Raw genomic sequence first — 18243 nt, 5'->3', positions numbered from 1 at the left:
GGCTTCTACGAGGCTAAAAACGCCATTGTTTCTCTCAAGCCACGATTGACATGCCAAAGTCTAATTTTGAGAACACAGAACAAGGGCTAAAAGCTTCTTGGCGTCTTTTGGCAAGAAAACGCCGTATGGCTGGGAGTTTCAACGACTTTTGGCAGATCGAGAGTCTTTGGGTTTTGCAGAGTCTTTTTGTGGCTTTTAGCCTTGTTGTTTCCCTGTTTTTCGGGGTTTCTCGCGGGATTTAATTCCGTTTGTCGCTAGACGGGGGGTTCGCGCGTCAGTGCTATGAGAATTGCCGTAGCGTCAGCGTTAAGCGGCTGACACACTCTGGTGTGTCTTCTCATAGCACACGGGGGGACTTCGTCCCCGTCTAGCTTATAGTGCGTAGCACTGCTAGACCATACGCGCGCGTGCGTTATAAGTATGCAAATGACCTTGCAAGTCCCTATTTTAGGGCGGTGTGAAAACACAATTTCGGTGTGAAAACGGGTATTTTTCGGTGTGAAAACGACACTTTTGACCCCCCTAAAATTGCATTTTCACACCGCATTTTCACACCAAACCTTAAATTTTCACGCCCTTTTTTAGCCCCATTTACCCCCTAATCTTAAGCCCCTAACCTTAAAGTATTTTTTATGGCTTTTAGCCCCGTATTCAAGGACACTCAAGCGGTTTTTTTAGGGATTTTTTAGGGACAAGAAACCTTAAACGAGTGGAGGGCTAGAATATGGCGAAAAAAACGCAAAAAACTAACATATCCACGGACATGTGTTAAAAAAACGCGAAAAAACTGACATATCCACGGCCACACAAGGGCGAGCTAGAACGGCTCATCATCTTTGCAGATCAAGGGCTAATAGCTAGAACCTAGGTGGCTCTAAGGGTGCGGAGCAAAAGGGCTAATAGCTTTGGGGGTTGGGGTGCGCCGATCTAACGATGGGTTGTGGGACATTTCGGGTTTCAACTATATATGAAAGGACGCGTATGTCAGGGAGCAAAAAACCCCCAAAACCTTTGAGTGCCTTGAGCGATAGGCAATAAGACGGCGGCATGATGAGGACAAGGAGCGCGTAACACAAACAAGCACACAGGACGACCCCCAATCAAGCCCAAAGCTTTTGGAGTTAGTTACCAGACACACCCCCAGCACCCAAGAGAGACAGCAAAGACACATGGGCTAGTCTAACGATGGGCTTAAAGGTATCATTTTAGAGGAAAGGCATCACAAGAAGCTAATAGCTAGGGATAGGGGAGCAAGGACAGCTCAACAACATGTAACGACCAAAGACGAAACGGCTCAACAAGAGGACACGCCCGAGCCTAGCAACACACCCACACAAGAGGCTAATAGCCAAGAGGACACCCAACAAAACGCAACCCCCCCGCAGATGACAGACAACGCCCCAACCGCCACGCATTTGGAAAGCATCAACGGCCAGTCTGCAATGACGATGTGCGGGCGTGTTCGAACAAAAATCACCAAGTTGCAACAACAACGCCAAGAAGTGCAAGAGCAAATCCAACAGCTCAAGGCGCAAAACGAGGAGATAGAGGCAAGCCTTCACCAAAGCTACCAAACCCTAGAATACCAGCAGAGCTTACAAGAAAAAGCCAAAGCCCTAAACCCCAAAACCTACCAACAGATCAACGCCCTTTTAACCCGCCACTTCACGGGCAACACCAAACTGCTTGCAAACGCCCTTGCCAAATGGATGGAGCAAACCTATTTCTATGCGTGCGAGGATTTAAACAAGGGCGTGTTGGACGAGGGCTTTTACACACTCATTTTCTTTCTCCAATCCTTTTTGCCTTTTGCCCTAGAGGAGCGGGTCTTTGGGAGCGACACCAACAAGGTAGAGGCGTTCGTGCAAATCGTGCAAGAGGCTAGAGGGTTTTGGGAGGACAAGAGCTAAGAGCTAATGGGTCAAGGGACAGACTTTAAACACCCAATACCTTTGCTTAAAAACTCCCGCGCTGCTTGACCCAACAAACCCAACGCAAGAGCTATTAGTCCCCTCTCATCTCAAGGGACACCACACCCGATCTGCCACACATCAGCGACCGCCATTAAGCCCAAAAGGTTAACATCAGTGGCGCGCGCGGGTCTTCAAAACGGGTGAGTGCAAGGGCTCATAGCTATAAGTGGGTTGGGCGTGGCATTGGCCAGTCAGCTAAAAGGGGGTTCATAGCGCAAGGGCTTTGGCGGGTCTTTAGATCGGAGCGCGGGCGTGATAAATGTTTGCCACTGGGTGATGAACGGGAGCTCATAGACTTGTGGTGGGTGGTGGCGATTAGGTCAGCGATGGCGGGTTTTGGGTTTTAATGGAAGATGTGCTAAGACGCACCCACCCTGCAAAACACGGCGAACGAACGGGCTTTGCCACTTTTGAAAAACTGCACTTCCTTTTCAACGATAATCGGCAATTTGGCAACCTCTAACACCTAGCACCACCCACCAACCTTTGCTTTTAGCCCTTGCTCCGCACAACCAAATCTCACTACTTAAGCATAAGTTAAATGAAGTCAAGGTAAAAGGTGCAAGAGATAGAACCCGATGAATACGGGCGCACAGAACGCTACTATGTCAAAGGCGCGATGTTGGATAAAGCCTTTATGGATAGAGCGGCTAAAGGTGAGGAAATGGATTTGCAAAAAATCTTGGAGAGCTTAGAGCCCATTGAGTTTAGACCGAACGCCACGCTTTTAACACAGGCACGCAATGGGAGTTTTGTTCCCGGGGGGCTTTATAAAATCTCTAAGGACAGCGACTACTTAGCCCCCTACACCAACAAAGTTACAGGACAGAAAAAGAAATCACGCACGGAGGGCATTTTTGCAAACCTCTACACCAGCGGCGATGAAAAGCAGACCCAAATTGTCTATAACCAGATCGGCGCGTTCGTCATCAACAAAATCAAACACGAAAAAGAGCTTTGGGACGCACACAAGGCAAAAGTGTCTAAATTCTTGGCTAGAAACTACTTAGACGAGATTAAGGACATTTGCGCCATTGGCTATACCCCCGATGAGGAGGAACAAGAGGTCGCCAACTTCGCTCAAGCCATTGCCAAACCTAGACAAACAGGGATGATTGGCGACATTGATTTGTCCTACGACCCTAGCGGCGATGAAGTCCAAACAGGTCAAGAGTAGGGGGGGTGCAATGACACAAATGGCGCAAAAATTCATCATAGGGGGGTGTGGCTAGTAGCTGGGTTGATTGGGCTTCTTTGTTACCATAGCGCGAGCCGCCTTTTTTGGACGACTTCAAACACGGGCTTTCTCATCATAGGGACTTTGTGGATTGCCTATGGGATTATTGCGGGCAACACGACATGGGCGTTCTTTGAGCGTGTCCTTAACTTTGTGTTACCCTTCGTGGCTATAGGTCTTGCTTGGATTGTTGCCATGCACTATGGGGTTTAAACCTATGCGGACACACCACATCATACTTTTTGGGTTGGGTATCACCTTGAAGGGTGCAATGATTCACACAGCCCGTTAGTGTTTCAGCAGGCAAGAAGCCAACAAAACCTTTAGCCGCTATGACTGAAAGAGAGTTGCAAAAAAGGCTTAATCATGTTTGGGAGCAAAAGGCTAAAGCGGTAGCGGAAGTAGGAAGGTTAGAGAGCGAGGTGTCAAAAGCCATCAACCGCTCTAAGGCGATAGGGAAGCGAGAACTAGAATTGATTTTTGGACTTGCTTGAATTTCCCGCCCAAACAGGCGTAAACTTTCAAATACCCGCCCGAAGTGGCAGACAATGACAGCGAGCTAATAGCCTTAAGAGTGCAGGCGATGAAACACCGGTGGAGTTCGACCCGGGTTATCTTTGGTGAACCACAGGAGACCTTTATGCAATGTGTGAGGCACAGCCCACAGAAACTAACCTTTTTTTGCACATAGAATAGCCTCGCAGAGTAAACTTATCCAAAATTAGCTTGCGAATGTCCTATAAAATAGCAAATTATCCAACTAGCAAATTATCCAACCCTGAAATGGTGCGCTCACAAGTTCGCTTGTAATTTGCCACTCAAACGCCGTGGGGCTTCAGGGTATCAAGTTAAAACGCTCTAGGATTGCTTTAGGTGTGTAAGGATAGAGGTTTTGGTTTGAGTTGCCGTTGTGGGCGATTTTAGCAGGGGGTTTTATGCTGTATTTGGTTATTTGGTGGTGAAAGATTTATTTACTTTTATTTTTATGATTAGTAGCTTATACTTAGAGGTTGTTCGAGTTGTCAGTAGTGCGTTGCCAGGTGTTTCTACGCTCTTGGCTCACTCCGCATATTTTTTAAACCAACTCTTAAAGTGCTTGACATTATCTAAAATGAAGGGGTTTAGAATCTTATGGGGTTTGTCTATGTCTTGAATATCCACTCTAAGCTTGTTAGTCTCAGTGTATGTAATGTCTTTAATCTTAAGAACAGCAGGCACACCATTGTTGCTCATGTAAAGGTTTCTGCCTATGTATTCTGTTAGGTCATTGTTGGGGTTTAGAGCTTGTGGTTGGTTTGGCTGTGGTGCTTGATTAGGTGTGTTAGGCATTGTCAAACCTTGAAAAGTTTTAAAGCCATTTTTGTCTGTTTGCAACTCTATTTTGACTTCTTTGGGTTGTGGTGTTTGCTGTGGTGTCTGTTGCATCTGTGGTGCTTGTGAATTTACGATTTTGTAACCTCCATTTGCCATAGCTGTTAAGAAAGTTTCTTTGTTAGCCAACACAGCACTTTTGGCCTGAAACTCTTTGCCCTCTCTATAGTATTTCACTAAAATTTCATAGCCATCCTTGGCAGGCTGTATGCCATCAACCACAAGAACAACACTGGGGTCTTGGGGTTTGTAAAAGGCCATATCTATGACTTCTAGCATTTCATTGTCTAGCTTGGTTTGTTTTGCTTGCTCCATAGATTTTTTGAGTTGTTTAACCGCCTTCTTGCTTCTAATCTCCCACGCAATGGTTCTTAAATCTCTTTTAGCTCGTTCTCTGTCCTTGCTGGTTTTAGTAATGGGTTGAAAATAGAATTGGATATGGGTGATGCGGTTACCCATGCCTTTGGTTTTCAGTTTCTCATAGCAAAGATTCTCAAAGTGGGGGAGTTTGTGGAGTTCTTGGACGGCGGGTTTGAGAATCTCGTATTCAATCACACGAACCAGTTTAATTTTTTCAGAAATTCCCATCAACTCCCTAAACTTTTCCCATTCCATTTTAGGAGGTACACCTATATTTTTCCATTGTTTGAGCAGTCTATAAAGTGTCTTGGCATACTTACCGCTGATGTTTTGAAACTCTAGGAGCTCAAAGGAAGTGAAGTTGCCATTTAGATAGTTGAGTAAATAGCCAAAGTAGGGCATATTCACTTGGATTTCCATGCTCTTAACTTGGGTTTTTTTGGTGTCGTAATAGTTGATAGCAAAGGTTTTAAAAAGCATGTAGTTTTCATCTCTTTGAGGCAAGAGTATCCAAAAGTTAGCGTTGCTAATGTTTTTCCAAAGTCTTTTGACAACACCGCTTAGATCGCTGTGGCTGATCTTAACCGCATGGGTCATTTTTTTAATCTCATCAAGATCAAACACCAAGAGCTCATCTTGTTTGTCTTTGAGCTTGTGGAAGATGGCAAAGAGCAAGTTCGCTTCTAATGTGCCTAGCTTACCTAGAGATACAGAGTTCACATCGTTGTGGAAGGCTACATACTTCTCAGCAATGGCGTTGGGGATTGTAGCGGCACTTTGGGTAATGACTTCGGTTGTTATGGGTTGTTGCGTGGGTCGTATGGGGGTTTCTGTGGTTGTAGGTGATGTTGTTGGTTGCTGTTCTAGGGTGTTTGTGGTAGTTGTTTGATCTTGTGTGGAGCTTGGGAGTTTGGTGTGTTGTGGAGCTAAGGCTAAGAGTTTTTGTAGACATTCAGCTTTTTCTTGCTCTAAAACGCCCTTAAGCATGGTATTAGTCTCGGCATTAATTAAAGCTTGTAATCCGTGTAATTGTTGTATCAAAGCTTGTTTTTGTTGCTCTGGATTCACGATTTTATCTTTATCTTTCTTGCTTATTGTATATCTTTTAAACTTAAATAGTTCTATTAGTGCGGATTTTACCCCCTATTAGTGCGGATTTTACCCCCTATTAGTGCGGATTTTACCCCCTATTAGTGCGGATTTTACCCCCTATTACTCTCCACGAGCCCCCTCCCACACGAGGCCCGCGCCCCCCCTAAAAGGTTAAAAAGACGAAGTCTTTTAAAAGGTTAAAAACCCGCATGCGCGCGCGCGCATGCGCTCGGGAACTAGGATCAGCCCAAAAGCAGGTGAGAAAACTTAGAAAAAATGAAAAATTTTTGATGCAAGGGTGCATGAATCGGTAAGCCAAGCTGACGCTTGGCATCATATTGCTCTTGGGGGCAAGCCCCCAAACCCCCAAGAGAGGGTTTTGAAGTGAGAAATTAGGCATGTGGTTTGGAATATCCACGCTTATGGAATATTCATGTCTTTGGGGGTAAAGAAAGACGATAAAGCAGATATAGCGTTTAAATCGCTTTTAAGGGGTCATAGAGCGTAAGGTTATGGATGGGGAGTATCAAACTATAGTTTAGGGTGTTAAAGCGATTGTGGGGGATTTTAAAGGGCTTTCAAGCATCATAGCTTGTGAAAGCAAAACACGCTACAATACGCCCATGCCAATGGTGATCAAAACTTCATCTGTTTTTGATGTGTGGCTAGAGAACTTAGCAAACCCTACAGCTCTATCCGCTATAGCTAAGAGGCTAGATATGTTGCGTGCCCATGGGCACTTTGGCGATCACAAGCACATCATGGGGCAAATCTTTGAAATGCGTATCCACACAGGTGCAGGCTACCACCTTTATGTGGCTAAGAAGGGCAACACTCTAGCCATCTTGCTCTGTGGTGGGGACAAAAGCACACAGAAAAAAGACATCCAAAAAGCCCAAGAAATTCTAAAGGAGTTTGCATGGTAACTTTCAGCGACCTTGACATCAGCCGTTATCTCAACACAGAAGAAAAACGCCTAGCTTATCTAAACGCAATACTAGAGGACGCAGATGAAGCACAAAACAAGACATCGCTAAAGCTAAGGGCAAAGTCCTTAAATCCCCGTATAAAAACTTTTGGCAAACACTTAAAGAGCTAGGCATCAAACTAGAGGCTAAAACATCCTGACATGCTTTTTAGGACAAAACAAGGCAAAGTGCTAAATCGATAATAGCGTTTAAATCGCTTTTAAGGGGTCATAGAGCGTAAGGTTGGGGGTTATGGGTGTCAAACATGGTTTTGGGGGTGAAAGCGATTGTGGGCGATTGTAGGGCTTGAGAAAACAAACGAATTCTTGGAGCAAGTTTTTCATCCAAGTTTTCTAGGTTTCTATGGGTTTGTTAGTAAGTGAGAAAAAAAGGTAGTCAGCGGTTACCACATCTTAGCTAGCCGTGCCTTTGAGGGTTTAACGCGTATTCTCAAAGTTACACACCGCACCACACTAGCCACACCTTACAAAGTGTGGCGTTGGTTTCAGCGACCTTCGGGCGGGCTTACAAACTTAGGACAACTAGACTTACACAGCCGATGAGTACTCTGCAACTAGAGGTGATAACTTGAGAGGGATTATAGGCAATGAAAATGAATGGTTTGTAAATGGTGCTCTAATCCCCACACAAATACTCTCCACCACACCAATAAGCACCATTCCACTCATAGGCAACTCTACCAGGGGGTGTGCCAAAACGCATACGTGAATATTCTTGGTTCTTTTGGGCATCCCATCTAGATTTGTTGCGTGCATTGTAGGCATCCACTTCTTTGTTATATTGTTCGATCCACTCTTTAGAGCCTTTTTGGGCCATTTTTGTTCTCCAATCTTTAAAGATAAACCCTAATTCTGCAGTGTATTTAGTAGTAAATAGAAAGTGGATTTGTGCATGGTTGGTGGAAACGGAAGCGATTGTGGGAGATTTTAAGATAAATATAGAAAACTCTCCAAAGACACTCTTAAAATAAACGCCTTTGTTCAATGTGGAGTAATTTTTCAAAAGATTCTTTAAATTCTTTAAATTTCTCATCTTTGCTACCTGTAAAAAATGGCAATGCCAGCACTTCAAGGCAATCGTCTCCATGGCAAAGTATGCCTTTTTGCCGATCTAAAATCTCTGTAAAGATTTTTCCATTGAGTTCGTCTAATAAAAAATTTTCTTTCCACTTATCAGCCCCCTCTACCCCATCACGCCCTAGCAAATGCCCGCCCTTAACTTCCATAATGCCTTCTGTGAATGCATGCTTCTTTGTCGATTCTTTAGGTTTGCCAAAAAAGATAAAATCAGGCTCAAATCCATCGCCATAAGTGGGACTTCCCTCCCGATTGTCATAAAGTTTAAACTCGCTGAAACGCTCGTTTCTTAGGATAAACCACTCTGTGTAGTGCTTGTCAATGACACTTGCATGCTCATCTATAAAAGTCAAAAATTCAGCTTCTAGTCCGCTATCTTGGCAATATTGTGTGTAATACAGCCAATCATAAGGGCTGTTTGTAAGTCTCTCTTGGCTTGCAATGATTGTTTTATTTTTGCCCTCAAAGACAAATGCCTTAAATGGGCCCACAATGCGTTTTTGTTTGCTTTTGCCTAGCAATTCCTTTAAATTTTTTAAGAGAAACTTGGCAATCTCAAGTTGGCAATCTGTCTCAAATGTTTGCCTTTTATCAAAACGCAAGTTTAAAAGCGAAAAAAATTTATCATAAAGCTCTCTCTTGCTGGTGTAGTTAGGGTAAGCCTTTTGTAAATGTTTTAGCGTGATCCCTAGGGCATGCATTGCTTTCACAACGGGCGCATATTTGACTTTTTCTTTAAACGGATATAGACTTTTGAGACTCACAACTTCTTTACTATCCCCTTTAAAATCCTCTTCTTTTTCTAGAATTTGCTTGCCAAAATAAGGGACTTCAATCCTTGTCAATTCTTTTTCAATGTCTTGGGCAAAAAGATTAGTCTCTTGCGTGGTTATTTGGCATTCATTGCTGACATAGTAAAGCTTATAGCTTGCCAAAATCTTTTGAGCCCGCACACTTGGTTTTAGGGTAACTTCTATCTTTTTTTCATCAAACAACAAACCTTGATGGCTCAACTCACTTTGTAAATCGCTGATGTATTTCTCATCGTTTAAAGAGTGGTAGCTTAATCTCTCTAGCATTGTTAATGCGTCTTTGGTGTCATCGTATTTGCGTTGATAACGCACCGATTCCTCCCCAAAAGGGAAGTATCTAGCCCCCCGCCCGATCAGTTGTGCCTCTTTAGTGGTCGTGGTTTTTGTAGCACTTTTGGCATCGCCCAAGCGCACAATGTCAAAGAGATTGAGGACATCCCAGCCTTCATTGAGTTTATCCACAGCAAAAATGGCACGGGTTTCGTTGTCGCTATCCTCAAGTGTGTTGAGTTTGATTTGGTTATTGGATGCCTCTTTCTCATCGTTGGCGTTGATTTGGTGCGCTAAATTAAAGGCAGTGCGGATATAAGTGGCAATGGTGTTAGCAAAGCCTTTAAGATACTTATGCTTAAAAAACTCTTGGCTTGACATAAACATTTCATTCGCAAAGGTGATATTTTGATAAAAATTCTCAATATCTATTCCTTGCAAATTCTCTAGCATTGCGTTAAAAATCTTTTGGTTGTTCTTAGATTTTTCAATGCTCTCGCTTTTAAACAACACCACGGGCTTTAACTCAATGCCATTTTCATGCGCCAAAAACTCCCGATACACACTCGCTAAACATGCCCCTAAAAGCCTTGTTTCTAGCTTGCGCTCCTCGTATTTAGCCAAAAAAATGCGTTTAGAATACCCGTCCTTGCAAAAACTTTTGAGATCGTATTCAAACACGATCTTATCTTTGTATTTGTCTTGCACGCCTTTATCTTTAGGGATAGTCGCGCTAAACTCAAACAAGCGATTTTCTTTATGGCTTGCAAAAGCCTTGTTAATGACACTCTCCCAGCCCTCTCTTAGCTCTTTTTCCTTATCACTTTTGCTCTTTGTGTCGGCGTTTAAGTGGTGCGCCTCATCGGCTAAAAAAACGATTTTATGATTCTTTAAGTCCTCTAGCGTAAGAGAGTTTTCTTTTTCGTTTTTAAACAAGCTAAAAAGCCCTTGAATGGTGCTAAAGTAGATGTTGATCGCATTCTCTTTGCTATCCTCAAAACGGGTGAGCGCATTGATCTCCACTAGCTCCCCATCTATGTTAATGGGGCTTGCAAAGAGATATTTTGAAGACTTGTCATCGCAAAAATTCGCCTTCGTTTTCTCCACAATCGCGCTAGAATTGACAAAAAAGACAAAGTTTCTATACCCCTTTTTGTAGCAATCCAGCATTAAAGCCGCCATCACAAGGGTTTTACCGCTCCCTGTAGCCATGTTAAACATCAAATGGTTTTTTGTTTTAAGCGTGTCGCTTTGGCTTAGGGCAAGGTAGTATTGCAAAGCCTTGATTTGATACTCCCTTAAAGACTTGCTTAAATTATCCTTAATATGGCTAGGGATTTGAGTTTTAGCGATGTTGTCCGTGCCGCAACGCTTTTCAATCTCTTCGTGCAAATTAGAGATCATACGCCCCTCCATAAAACGCCTTATTCAAACTCTTGGTTTGTGTATCTATGTTGTAACTAGCATCATCTATGTCGCCTAGCGGGATATAATCCATGTTGCGATCCAAACACATGGCTAAAATCTCTTTTTTATCCTCAAAAGACAAGGCTTGAAAGTCCTGATCTGCTAAGGCTTTGTTAATATCTACGCGGTAATCAATGAAGGCAAATTGGCGTAACTTTTCAAAGAGATCGTTAAGCTCCTCCTCACTCTGTGCTTGGCTGATTAAATCCCTGTATGCAGCGTTTAGGCTAGCTAGCTCGCCATAGACAAAGCTCCCCCCCCCCCCATTCTAACGCCTTAGAAACGCCCCCCTGCTCCCCCTCTATCACTTTCTCAAGGCGTTTTTTGGTAACGCTTTCTATGTAATCCATTTGCTCCACTCCCACCCAACGGCGTTTCATTTTATGCGCCACGGCTAGAGTAGTGCCACTGCCGGCAAAGAAATCCATCACCAAATCGCCCTCTTGTGTGGCAATTTCTATAATCCGTTTAAGCAGGGATTCGGGTTTAGGGTTGTTAAAGACTTTTTTTGAAAAGAGAGTTGTTACTTCTGTGGTCCCCGTCGCACTGCTTACAAAATCTATAAAGCTTTTAGGCGGGTTTTCTTTGGGGATTAAGGCGTAATACCCTTTCTCTCTCTCTTGTTTCACTTCCTTAGGGTCTAGCCATTCTTTTTTAACAACAATGTATTTTTCGCCCTTTTCATTGCTATTTTCGCGAATACAAATATCTTGTTTATTCGCGTTAAATGTGTCCAGCGCCCAAGTCCAGCGCCCAAGTCCAGCACCCTTTTTTGGAGGTCTGATAATTTCATAGCCTTCTTTTAAAAGATTTGTGTCATTCTTATAAACCTCTACCTCCTTATTGCTGATTTTTGCCAATTCTTTATCGTAGTCATCTTTGGCAAAAAAATCTTTTGTGATAGGGTTGTAATAAATACTAAAACCTAAATTAGGTCTTGCGTTTAATGTCCCCCCTGCCCCGCCTGTGGTAAGCCCAGCTCCCTCATAGTAAAACTTACCCGTTTTTTCGTCCTTAAAAGCTTTTACTTTTTCCTCTCTTGCGATCTTTCTAATGGGTCTAGATTCTATGCTTTTTGCATAACATAAAATGTATTCGTGATTTTTTTGCAAAGTGTGGGCATCGTTTTGGGCATTACCCTTAAGCCAAATCATATTCCCCACAAAATTCTCTCTCCCAAAAATCTCATCACAAAGCACCTTTAAATACGCCTGCTCGTTGTCATCGCATTGGATAAAGATCACCCCGTCCTCTCTTAAAAACTCTTTGGCGATCTCAAGGCGGTTTTTCATGAAGGTAAGCCAAGTGGAATGGTTAAAGCGATCGTTGTAGCCAAAGCTATCGTTGCCGGTGTTGTAAGGCGGATCGATATAAATCAACTTCACCTTGCCGTAAATGTCTTTGCGTTTTTTGAGTGTGTGTAGGGCAATAAGGCTATTGCCTTTAATGAGTAGGTTTGGATTGCCTTTGAGTGTGTCCTCTAGGCTCACATCACTTGCACCCACCATGCTAAAGTTTTTTAATGCCTTTGGGCTGAATAAGACATCGATTTCGCTTTTGGCTAGGACATTGTTAAAGAAAAGCTCCGTGCTTTTATCCTCATCTTTGCTTTGCCCACCTTTCAGCACCCCGTCTTTAAAGGGGAAGTTTAGGACAACCTGATCGGTGTTTTTTAAAAATCTCTTGTTAGGATAGCCTAAACCTATTTTGTTAGAAAACGCCGTAAAACTCGCATTGAGTAGCTTTAAGTCTAAGAAGTCCAAAAACGCATCTTTTTTGAAGACAAGGCTACGCCCCACTTCCTCAAAAAATCGCGATTGGTATTCCGCTTTAAATTTTGAAGTTTCTAACAAAAATTGCAAAAGCTCTTTGTCGTGGCTGATCGCTAGGGGACGCACCGCTAGGATTGTCCCAAATTGAGTTTTAATGTCCTCTAGTAGGTCGTTTTCTTGCATGGCAATCTTTCTTGCTTGATTGTGTTTTTTGACTAAGAAGGAATATTATAGCAAAGTGTCTTAGAAGTTTTGGTTATGCTAGAATGCCACCTATAAGGGTGTGTTTATGCCAAGAGAGAGTGAATCGCCGTCAAAACAAAATGCGGCATATTTGCCAGAGTGAGATTTCTGCCAAGAAGTTTAAAGCGGATTTTTAGTTGCCTTGTGCTAGAATGAGCGGACAATTCGGAGAGCGGACTTTCGCTCACTAACCACTCTTAGTGGTTGGCATATCTTAGTAAATCCTCACCAAAAGCCCTCAATAAGTCTTCTAAGAATTTTTCAATCTTGCTTGGGTGTATGCCTATGAAGTTGTCTAGGATTTTCGTTGTCAATCTTGGGTAGGTCTGTCCGTTCTTGCCTACCCTTACCTTTGTGATGTTCTCCCAGTGGTAACAGCGGTTGCGTAGGATATGAAACAAACTTAAAACGGCTTCAGCTTTGTGGTAGTGGTTTAAGTGGCTTTTTCTGCCATTGATGAAATGTCTTTTCTTGTTGCTAGGGTCATAGCTTTGGAGTTCTATTTTTGTGGCATCCAAAATGTGTGCCAAAAGCTTTTCTTGCCTAATGAGATAAATCACCATGCCTAAAGTCATTTTAGAGAGATGGCTATCGTGATTAAGAGTGGTTGCCTTGCATGCCTTAAGTGTTTCTGTGCGCATTTGGATCACACGGGGGTCTGTGGAGTTGTTGATCCATTCTGTGTCTTTGGCACTCAGTAAATGGTCTAAAGAATTACGCAAGGCAATCTCTACAAGGGCGATTTTAGGCGTGTATTTGCCGATGAGCTTTAGATTGTCTAAATGGGCTTGTAAATCTCCATTATAAGAGCCCAAACGCTTTAGAGATAGCAGGGTTTCTAGGTCTAACATTTTTCTAGCTCCATTTTCTAATCTTCTTTTTTGCCATCAGCCTTTTGGACTTGGTTTGTTGTTTGGTTTTGCTGTGCTTGTGTCTTAACTATCCCTTCTTAGGCTTTCTACCCCTTGCCTTTTGAGGCTCTTTTGGGCTAGAGGGCTTAGAAGTGCCTAGTTTTTTGCTGTTGCTCTGTTTGTGTGTCTTGTGTAGTGCTTTGTGGGATTTGTAGAGCTTGCGTGTCTTGCCCTTGAGATTGTGGGCTGACTTCATTCTTTGCCCCCCCTTGCCCCCCTTGTGTGTCTTTCTCTTGTGTGGCTGTGTCGGTTTGGTTAATCTGTGTAGCCTCTTGTTCCCTTTGTGCTTGTTGCACCACTCTTGTGTGTGTGGCTGTTGTAGCCCCTAGCAACACCTTTCTAGGCCGCCCCACAGGTCTTTTACCCTCAAGCTCTGCTATCAACATTTTTTTGTTTTTGTTAGACAAGGCTAAAAGGTGCTTAAAACCCTCTTGAATCTCCAAAGCCTCTTCAAACAACCCTAGCAAGCCTGCTTTTTTCATTTTTTCTTTAATCTCTTGCAAGCGTAAGGCATAGCTTGTAATGTCCTCTGTAGAAGTGATGTCAAACATGGTGAGCTCCCTTGATTGTGATACAGGTGCATTATAGCACAAATTAATTAATAAAATTATTTAATTAAATTAATATTAAAAATTAATAAATTATTTAAGTGTTTTAATTAAATAAAATAATTAAAAATAAAAATCAAAAAAGATTTAAGCAATAGCCATAAAAGCCCTATAAATAGGCATTTATACTTGTTTTTGCAAGGCATTGATTAGGGTTTTTGGTGTGCTTTGTGGAGAAAAAATATACTTAAAAATATAACAAATCGGGCACAATTTTTATTATAACTGCGTTAAATTTAACAGATAAATCCTAAAATTATTTTCCTCTATACTAGATACTGCTAGCTGTGGGTTGTTGAAGCGAGAAGCCCACCCCGTCTTTAGCGGGTGGGCGATTCACCACCATAGTAAAATAAAAAAACATAGCAATAAATAACCAATTCTTGCTATACTTTAATCCCAATATTTTCCCGGTTATAGTTTGCATACAAAAAGCGACTAGCATGGGATTAAAAGCAGCAGCGGGTGCATTCAAATCACACGGCCACCACTTGAGTTCTCCTATCGCGCAATTCATCGGTGGTGTGCTAGAGGGTGCGGTTCAAAGCAACTTGGGTAATGAAACCAGCGCACGCGAGCAAAAAGACCGCATTAAGCGCACACGGGAGGAACATTTAAGTGAGGGCAAGAGTGCCTACAACAAACACATTGCCGACACAGAACGCAAATTGCAAAGGAAAATGTAGGGCAACAATGGATTACAAACAAGTTTTTTCCAATGCAGAGTATTTGCTTGATCTTACCATTAGAATGGCGCACCACAGCACAGCCATTGAGGGCAATTCTCTCACGCAGAATGAAACAGCAAGCATTTTAGTAGAAGGCTTTATTCCCAAAGCGATGAGGGAAAGAGAATACTATGAGGTGAAGAACTACCAACAACTCATGCCATTCTTGCTTGAGAGCCTAGAAAATAAGACACCCATAGACAATGAGTTGATTAAGAAAATTCACGCCATTCTCATGCAACATCTTATTGACAACCACGGAAAGTTTAAGACCATTCAAAATGTCGTGTTGGGTGCAGATTTTGAAACAGAAAAACCTTATAAAATTCCCATGACGCTCAAAGACTGGTGTGATAACCTTGCTTATCAGCTTAATCTCTCACAGAGTGATGATCACAAGCTTGCCATTATCATGGATGCCCATATTAAATTTGAACGCATTCACCCTTTTAGTGATGGGAATGGGCGCACGGGGCGTTCTTTAATATTTTATAGCGTGCTAGAGCACAATTTAATGCCCTTTGTGATCACCAAAGAAGTGAAAGATACCTACATGCGGGCTATGCGTGCAGAGAATACACAGCAATTAGTCCAACTGGCTAAAGAAGCACAGGCAGTAGAGAGAAAGAGGATAGAGAGTTTTTTGGAACAATATAAGCATCGCGCAGGTCAATGGAAACTATAAAGAACAAACTGGAGGTAAGAACATGATTGAGCTAGACAGACACGAGGAACAAGAAGACTCTTTGAGAGTCGTGGCCGAGATATTTGAAACGACCGACCTTTTAACCAACCCCACAGCCTCTAAGACAGAAAATGCGTTTATGCGCCTAGCGGGTCTTCTAGGGCTTTATGACTTCAAAAACGAGGCGGGCGATTCAATTGGAGCTTTCTCTAGGCTTTTGATAAGCTTTGTCAAAAAAGAACACGGGATAAACATTGGTGAAGAGCTCCAAATGCCACCTTCTGCTCTTGTCAAGGCGGATCAAAGGCTCATGTTTCTCACATCCGAGCCTAACAACAAAAGCATTGATCCTAGCCACCACAAAAGCACCATCTGCTTTCGCCTTGAGAACAAAAAGGGCAAATACTATTACCGCCCACTTACAAGCAAAGATGAGATGCTTTTTAAAGGACTGATGGATAGTTTCAATGCCTATTGTTCCAACCCTAACTGCTCCATGAAAGTAGATAACACCATCATCTTTAATAGCAGGTGGCTTAATGCTCTAGGGCTAACCAATGAATATCTTTTAGAACGCCTGAAAAAGAAAGAAGCCATATTACTTTATAACGACTACGAAAATGGCAATGTCCGGATAACCTTTACCCCACGCGTACAATTTTACAACTTCTTGCAAAGCCCTGATTGGAGCAAACAAAGCTATACGCAAAGAATGCGCTCCCTAGAAAAAATTCTACACATCAAAGGGTTAGTGCCCCCACCACTCCCAAGTCTTGGCGAAAAAGTGGCTAGTGGCATAGATTCACTCAAAGTGGCGTTGGGATTAAAGCTCTATTGAGTGGCTTTGGGCTTAAAGTGTGAGTGGCCTTGATTGTGTTAGTATACCTGCTTTCTCAAGCAACAAAGATGATTTTTAACATACTTGTGTTAGCATAGCCTCTATAATCAGCAGTTGGAGGTGAGTGTGCCTAGCTTAAAACACACACAAACAGGGATACAAGGGATTAAACCACAACTAGGCATAAGCGAGGAAAAACGCGCGCAAATAGTGCAAGAAGCCCGCATTGCGTGCCGAAAAAGACTAGATAATCCACGCATTTTGGCGGTTTATAAAAGGTTAGCGGACAAGTAGATCTGTAATTTTGATTTATATCAACCTTGATGAGGCGATTAGTATACACGATGAAATAGTGGAATTAACTGGAGGCTTAAAAGCAGTAAATCCCGTTAGCATAGGTTATCTTGGAAGTGCGCTTGAGCACATTAAAAATGATGATTATTACCCAACATTTGAAAGCAAAGTGGCGCATCTTTTCTTTGCGTGTGTAAAATTCCACCCATTCCCTGATGGAAACAAAAGAACAGCTGTTTATCTTTGCACGCATTTTTTCCTTATTAATGGGTATGTATTGATAAACGAAATAGAGGAAAAATTAGAACAGCTGGTGTTAGATGTGGCTGAGGACAAAATTTCAAAAGAAGAATTGGAAATGGTCTTTAAAACTTTAGCACAACAATCCAAAAACGAACAACATACACCGACACATAAACGCTTGTAGCATCTTTCACATCAGCACCCAAAAGCTACTAGCCCCCTAAGCCCAACCCCCAGCTACTAGCCCCTCGCCCCCAGCCACTACCTAGAAACTAGCCACACCCAAGCCCACAGCTCCAAAACCAACCAACTGCAACACGAGAGAACCCCCAGCTACTAGCCCTTTTGCTTAAAGATTTGTATCCCGTGGCTTATTGGGTCGTCCTTGACTTTATAGCCCAAGCAAATGGCAATAACGCCAGCAAAAAGAAAAGATACAAGAGAAAGCCACAATCTTCCAACACCATTTTGAACAAAAACCGCTACACTTTAATAATGCAATGGAGGTTTTAGAGAGTTGCGGATTTAATTCTCTCTTTAGCGCAAATAGTGCATAAACGCCTCCAAACAATACCAATCCTAAAACAGACCAAGCAAAAATGTAGCGCATCACATTCATTGACACAACCAATGTTGAGCGTTCATTGTGGCGCAAACAAAAGAAAAATATGCCATATAGCAAAACACCAAACAAAAATTCTATTAGCTCGTGGGGCTCATCGGCATTAAACCAAGGGCGAAGGGGACTAAATAACTTTGCGATTTTTGCTCCTTTGATTTTAATGCTATATTTTACCCCACTAACCTTAAGAAAAAACTTAAACCGATACGCCCGCAAAATAGGGATTTGCCAAACCTTAAGCTTAAAAGTGCCGTTTTCACACCGCACCCCACGAAGCCCCTAAAATAGGGCACTCACAAAGGCAGTTGCAACAATGAACGCACGCACGCACATGACACGAGGCAAAACCCCACTGCCAAACAAGGCCAAAAACAGCGCACAGATCCGCCAACCCCCCACAACACCCAGTAGGCAAAATCCCACGAAACCCCACGATAAGGGCATTTCTAGGCATTTTATCCCTCGTCCCTAACCCACACCAACCGCCTAAAATAGGGCACATATCGCTTAAACCCCTCTAAAATGCCCTACAATCGCTTTGACCCCCAAAAGAATACCCGACATAGCACCCCCCCCTCATCTTTTCGTTTAACGAGGCTTCTACGAGGCTAAAAACGCCATTGTTTCTCTCAAGCCACGATTGACATGCCAA

Annotated in this window: 13 protein-coding genes and 1 pseudogene; 8 read left to right on the top strand and 6 right to left on the bottom strand. The window is 42.8% G+C overall.

All coding sequences use genetic code 11. The features are described 5' to 3' along the window. Positions 1-1385: 1385 nt before the first annotated feature. Together EAO36_RS07215 and EAO36_RS07205 are read left to right on the top strand one after the other, a co-directional pair. Positions 1386-1910: a hypothetical protein gene (locus EAO36_RS07215; protein ID WP_120955915.1), complete on the top strand. Its 525-nt coding sequence runs from the start codon at positions 1386-1388 to the stop codon at positions 1908-1910. Positions 1911-2532: 622 nt separating this feature from the next. Further along, positions 2533-3150, top strand: coding sequence for a hypothetical protein (locus EAO36_RS07205; RefSeq protein WP_120955913.1), 618 nt, complete (start codon positions 2533-2535; stop codon positions 3148-3150). Between the two features lie 1119 nt (positions 3151-4269). On the opposite strand, the gene EAO36_RS07195 is transcribed toward EAO36_RS07205, so the two are convergent. Beyond that, positions 4270-6009 carry a replication initiation protein gene (locus EAO36_RS07195; protein ID WP_120955911.1) on the bottom strand — a complete coding sequence of 580 codons (1740 nt, stop codon included), beginning with the start codon at positions 6007-6009 and terminating at the stop codon, positions 4270-4272. A 581-nt stretch (positions 6010-6590) separates the two neighbouring features. On the opposite strand from EAO36_RS07195, the gene EAO36_RS07185 reads away from it, so the two are divergent. After that, positions 6591-6959: a type II toxin-antitoxin system RelE/ParE family toxin gene (locus tag EAO36_RS07185; protein ID WP_235852404.1), complete on the top strand. Its 369-nt coding sequence runs from the start codon at positions 6591-6593 to the stop codon at positions 6957-6959. Beyond that, on the top strand, positions 6953-7132 hold the full coding sequence (locus tag EAO36_RS07180) for a hypothetical protein (RefSeq protein ID WP_120948667.1): 180 nt from the start codon (positions 6953-6955) through the stop codon (positions 7130-7132). The genes EAO36_RS07185 and EAO36_RS07180 overlap by 7 nt, the downstream gene beginning before the upstream one ends. Positions 7133-7637: 505 nt before the next feature. On the opposite strand, the gene EAO36_RS08510 is transcribed toward EAO36_RS07180, so the two are convergent. The 5 genes and pseudogenes from EAO36_RS08510 to EAO36_RS07155 form a co-directional block, all read right to left on the bottom strand. Next, the gene (locus EAO36_RS08510) at positions 7638-7838 is read right to left on the bottom strand and encodes a hypothetical protein (RefSeq protein WP_143928458.1); all 201 of its coding nucleotides are present in this window, start codon (positions 7836-7838) and stop codon (positions 7638-7640) included. 145 nt (positions 7839-7983) lie between these two features. Next, on the bottom strand, positions 7984-10596 hold the full coding sequence (locus tag EAO36_RS07170; protein WP_235852403.1) for a DEAD/DEAH box helicase family protein: 2613 nt from the start codon (positions 10594-10596) through the stop codon (positions 7984-7986). After that, positions 10574-12602 (bottom strand): annotated as a pseudogene (locus tag EAO36_RS07165) (DNA methyltransferase). Before EAO36_RS07165 ends, EAO36_RS07170 begins: the two are co-directional and overlap by 23 nt. 257 nt (positions 12603-12859) lie before the next feature. After that, positions 12860-13513: a hypothetical protein gene (locus tag EAO36_RS07160; RefSeq protein WP_120955908.1), complete on the bottom strand. Its 654-nt coding sequence runs from the start codon at positions 13511-13513 to the stop codon at positions 12860-12862. 146 nt (positions 13514-13659) lie between these two features. Next, positions 13660-14124 carry a hypothetical protein gene (locus EAO36_RS07155; RefSeq protein WP_120955907.1) on the bottom strand — a complete coding sequence of 155 codons (465 nt, stop codon included), beginning with the start codon at positions 14122-14124 and terminating at the stop codon, positions 13660-13662. A gap of 500 nt (positions 14125-14624) precedes the next feature. Between EAO36_RS07155 and EAO36_RS07150 the strand changes: the two genes are divergently transcribed. The 4 genes from EAO36_RS07150 to EAO36_RS07135 all read left to right on the top strand — a co-directional run bounded on the left by EAO36_RS07150 (position 14625) and on the right by EAO36_RS07135 (position 17153). Then, positions 14625-14867 (top strand): hypothetical protein, encoded by a 243-nt coding sequence (locus EAO36_RS07150; protein ID WP_120948661.1) that lies wholly within the window; start codon positions 14625-14627, stop codon positions 14865-14867. 7 nt (positions 14868-14874) lie between these two features. Beyond that, complete coding sequence (locus EAO36_RS07145; RefSeq protein ID WP_053941137.1) at positions 14875-15594, top strand: Fic family protein; 720 nt, start codon at positions 14875-14877, stop codon at positions 15592-15594. 22 nt (positions 15595-15616) lie between these two features. Then, positions 15617-16432: a hypothetical protein gene (locus EAO36_RS08780; protein ID WP_235852402.1), complete on the top strand. Its 816-nt coding sequence runs from the start codon at positions 15617-15619 to the stop codon at positions 16430-16432. Between the two features lie 304 nt (positions 16433-16736). Then, positions 16737-17153 (top strand): type II toxin-antitoxin system death-on-curing family toxin, encoded by a 417-nt coding sequence (locus EAO36_RS07135; protein WP_120955906.1) that lies wholly within the window; start codon positions 16737-16739, stop codon positions 17151-17153. The last annotated feature ends 1090 nt before the right edge of the window (positions 17154-18243 follow it).

It is taken from the genome of Helicobacter mehlei (assembly GCF_003660265.1).
GTDB classification, from domain to species: domain Bacteria; phylum Campylobacterota; class Campylobacteria; order Campylobacterales; family Helicobacteraceae; genus Helicobacter; species Helicobacter mehlei.
Note: the sequence above shows the minus strand (reverse complement) of the source record. Positions and strands in the feature narration are given on the sequence as shown.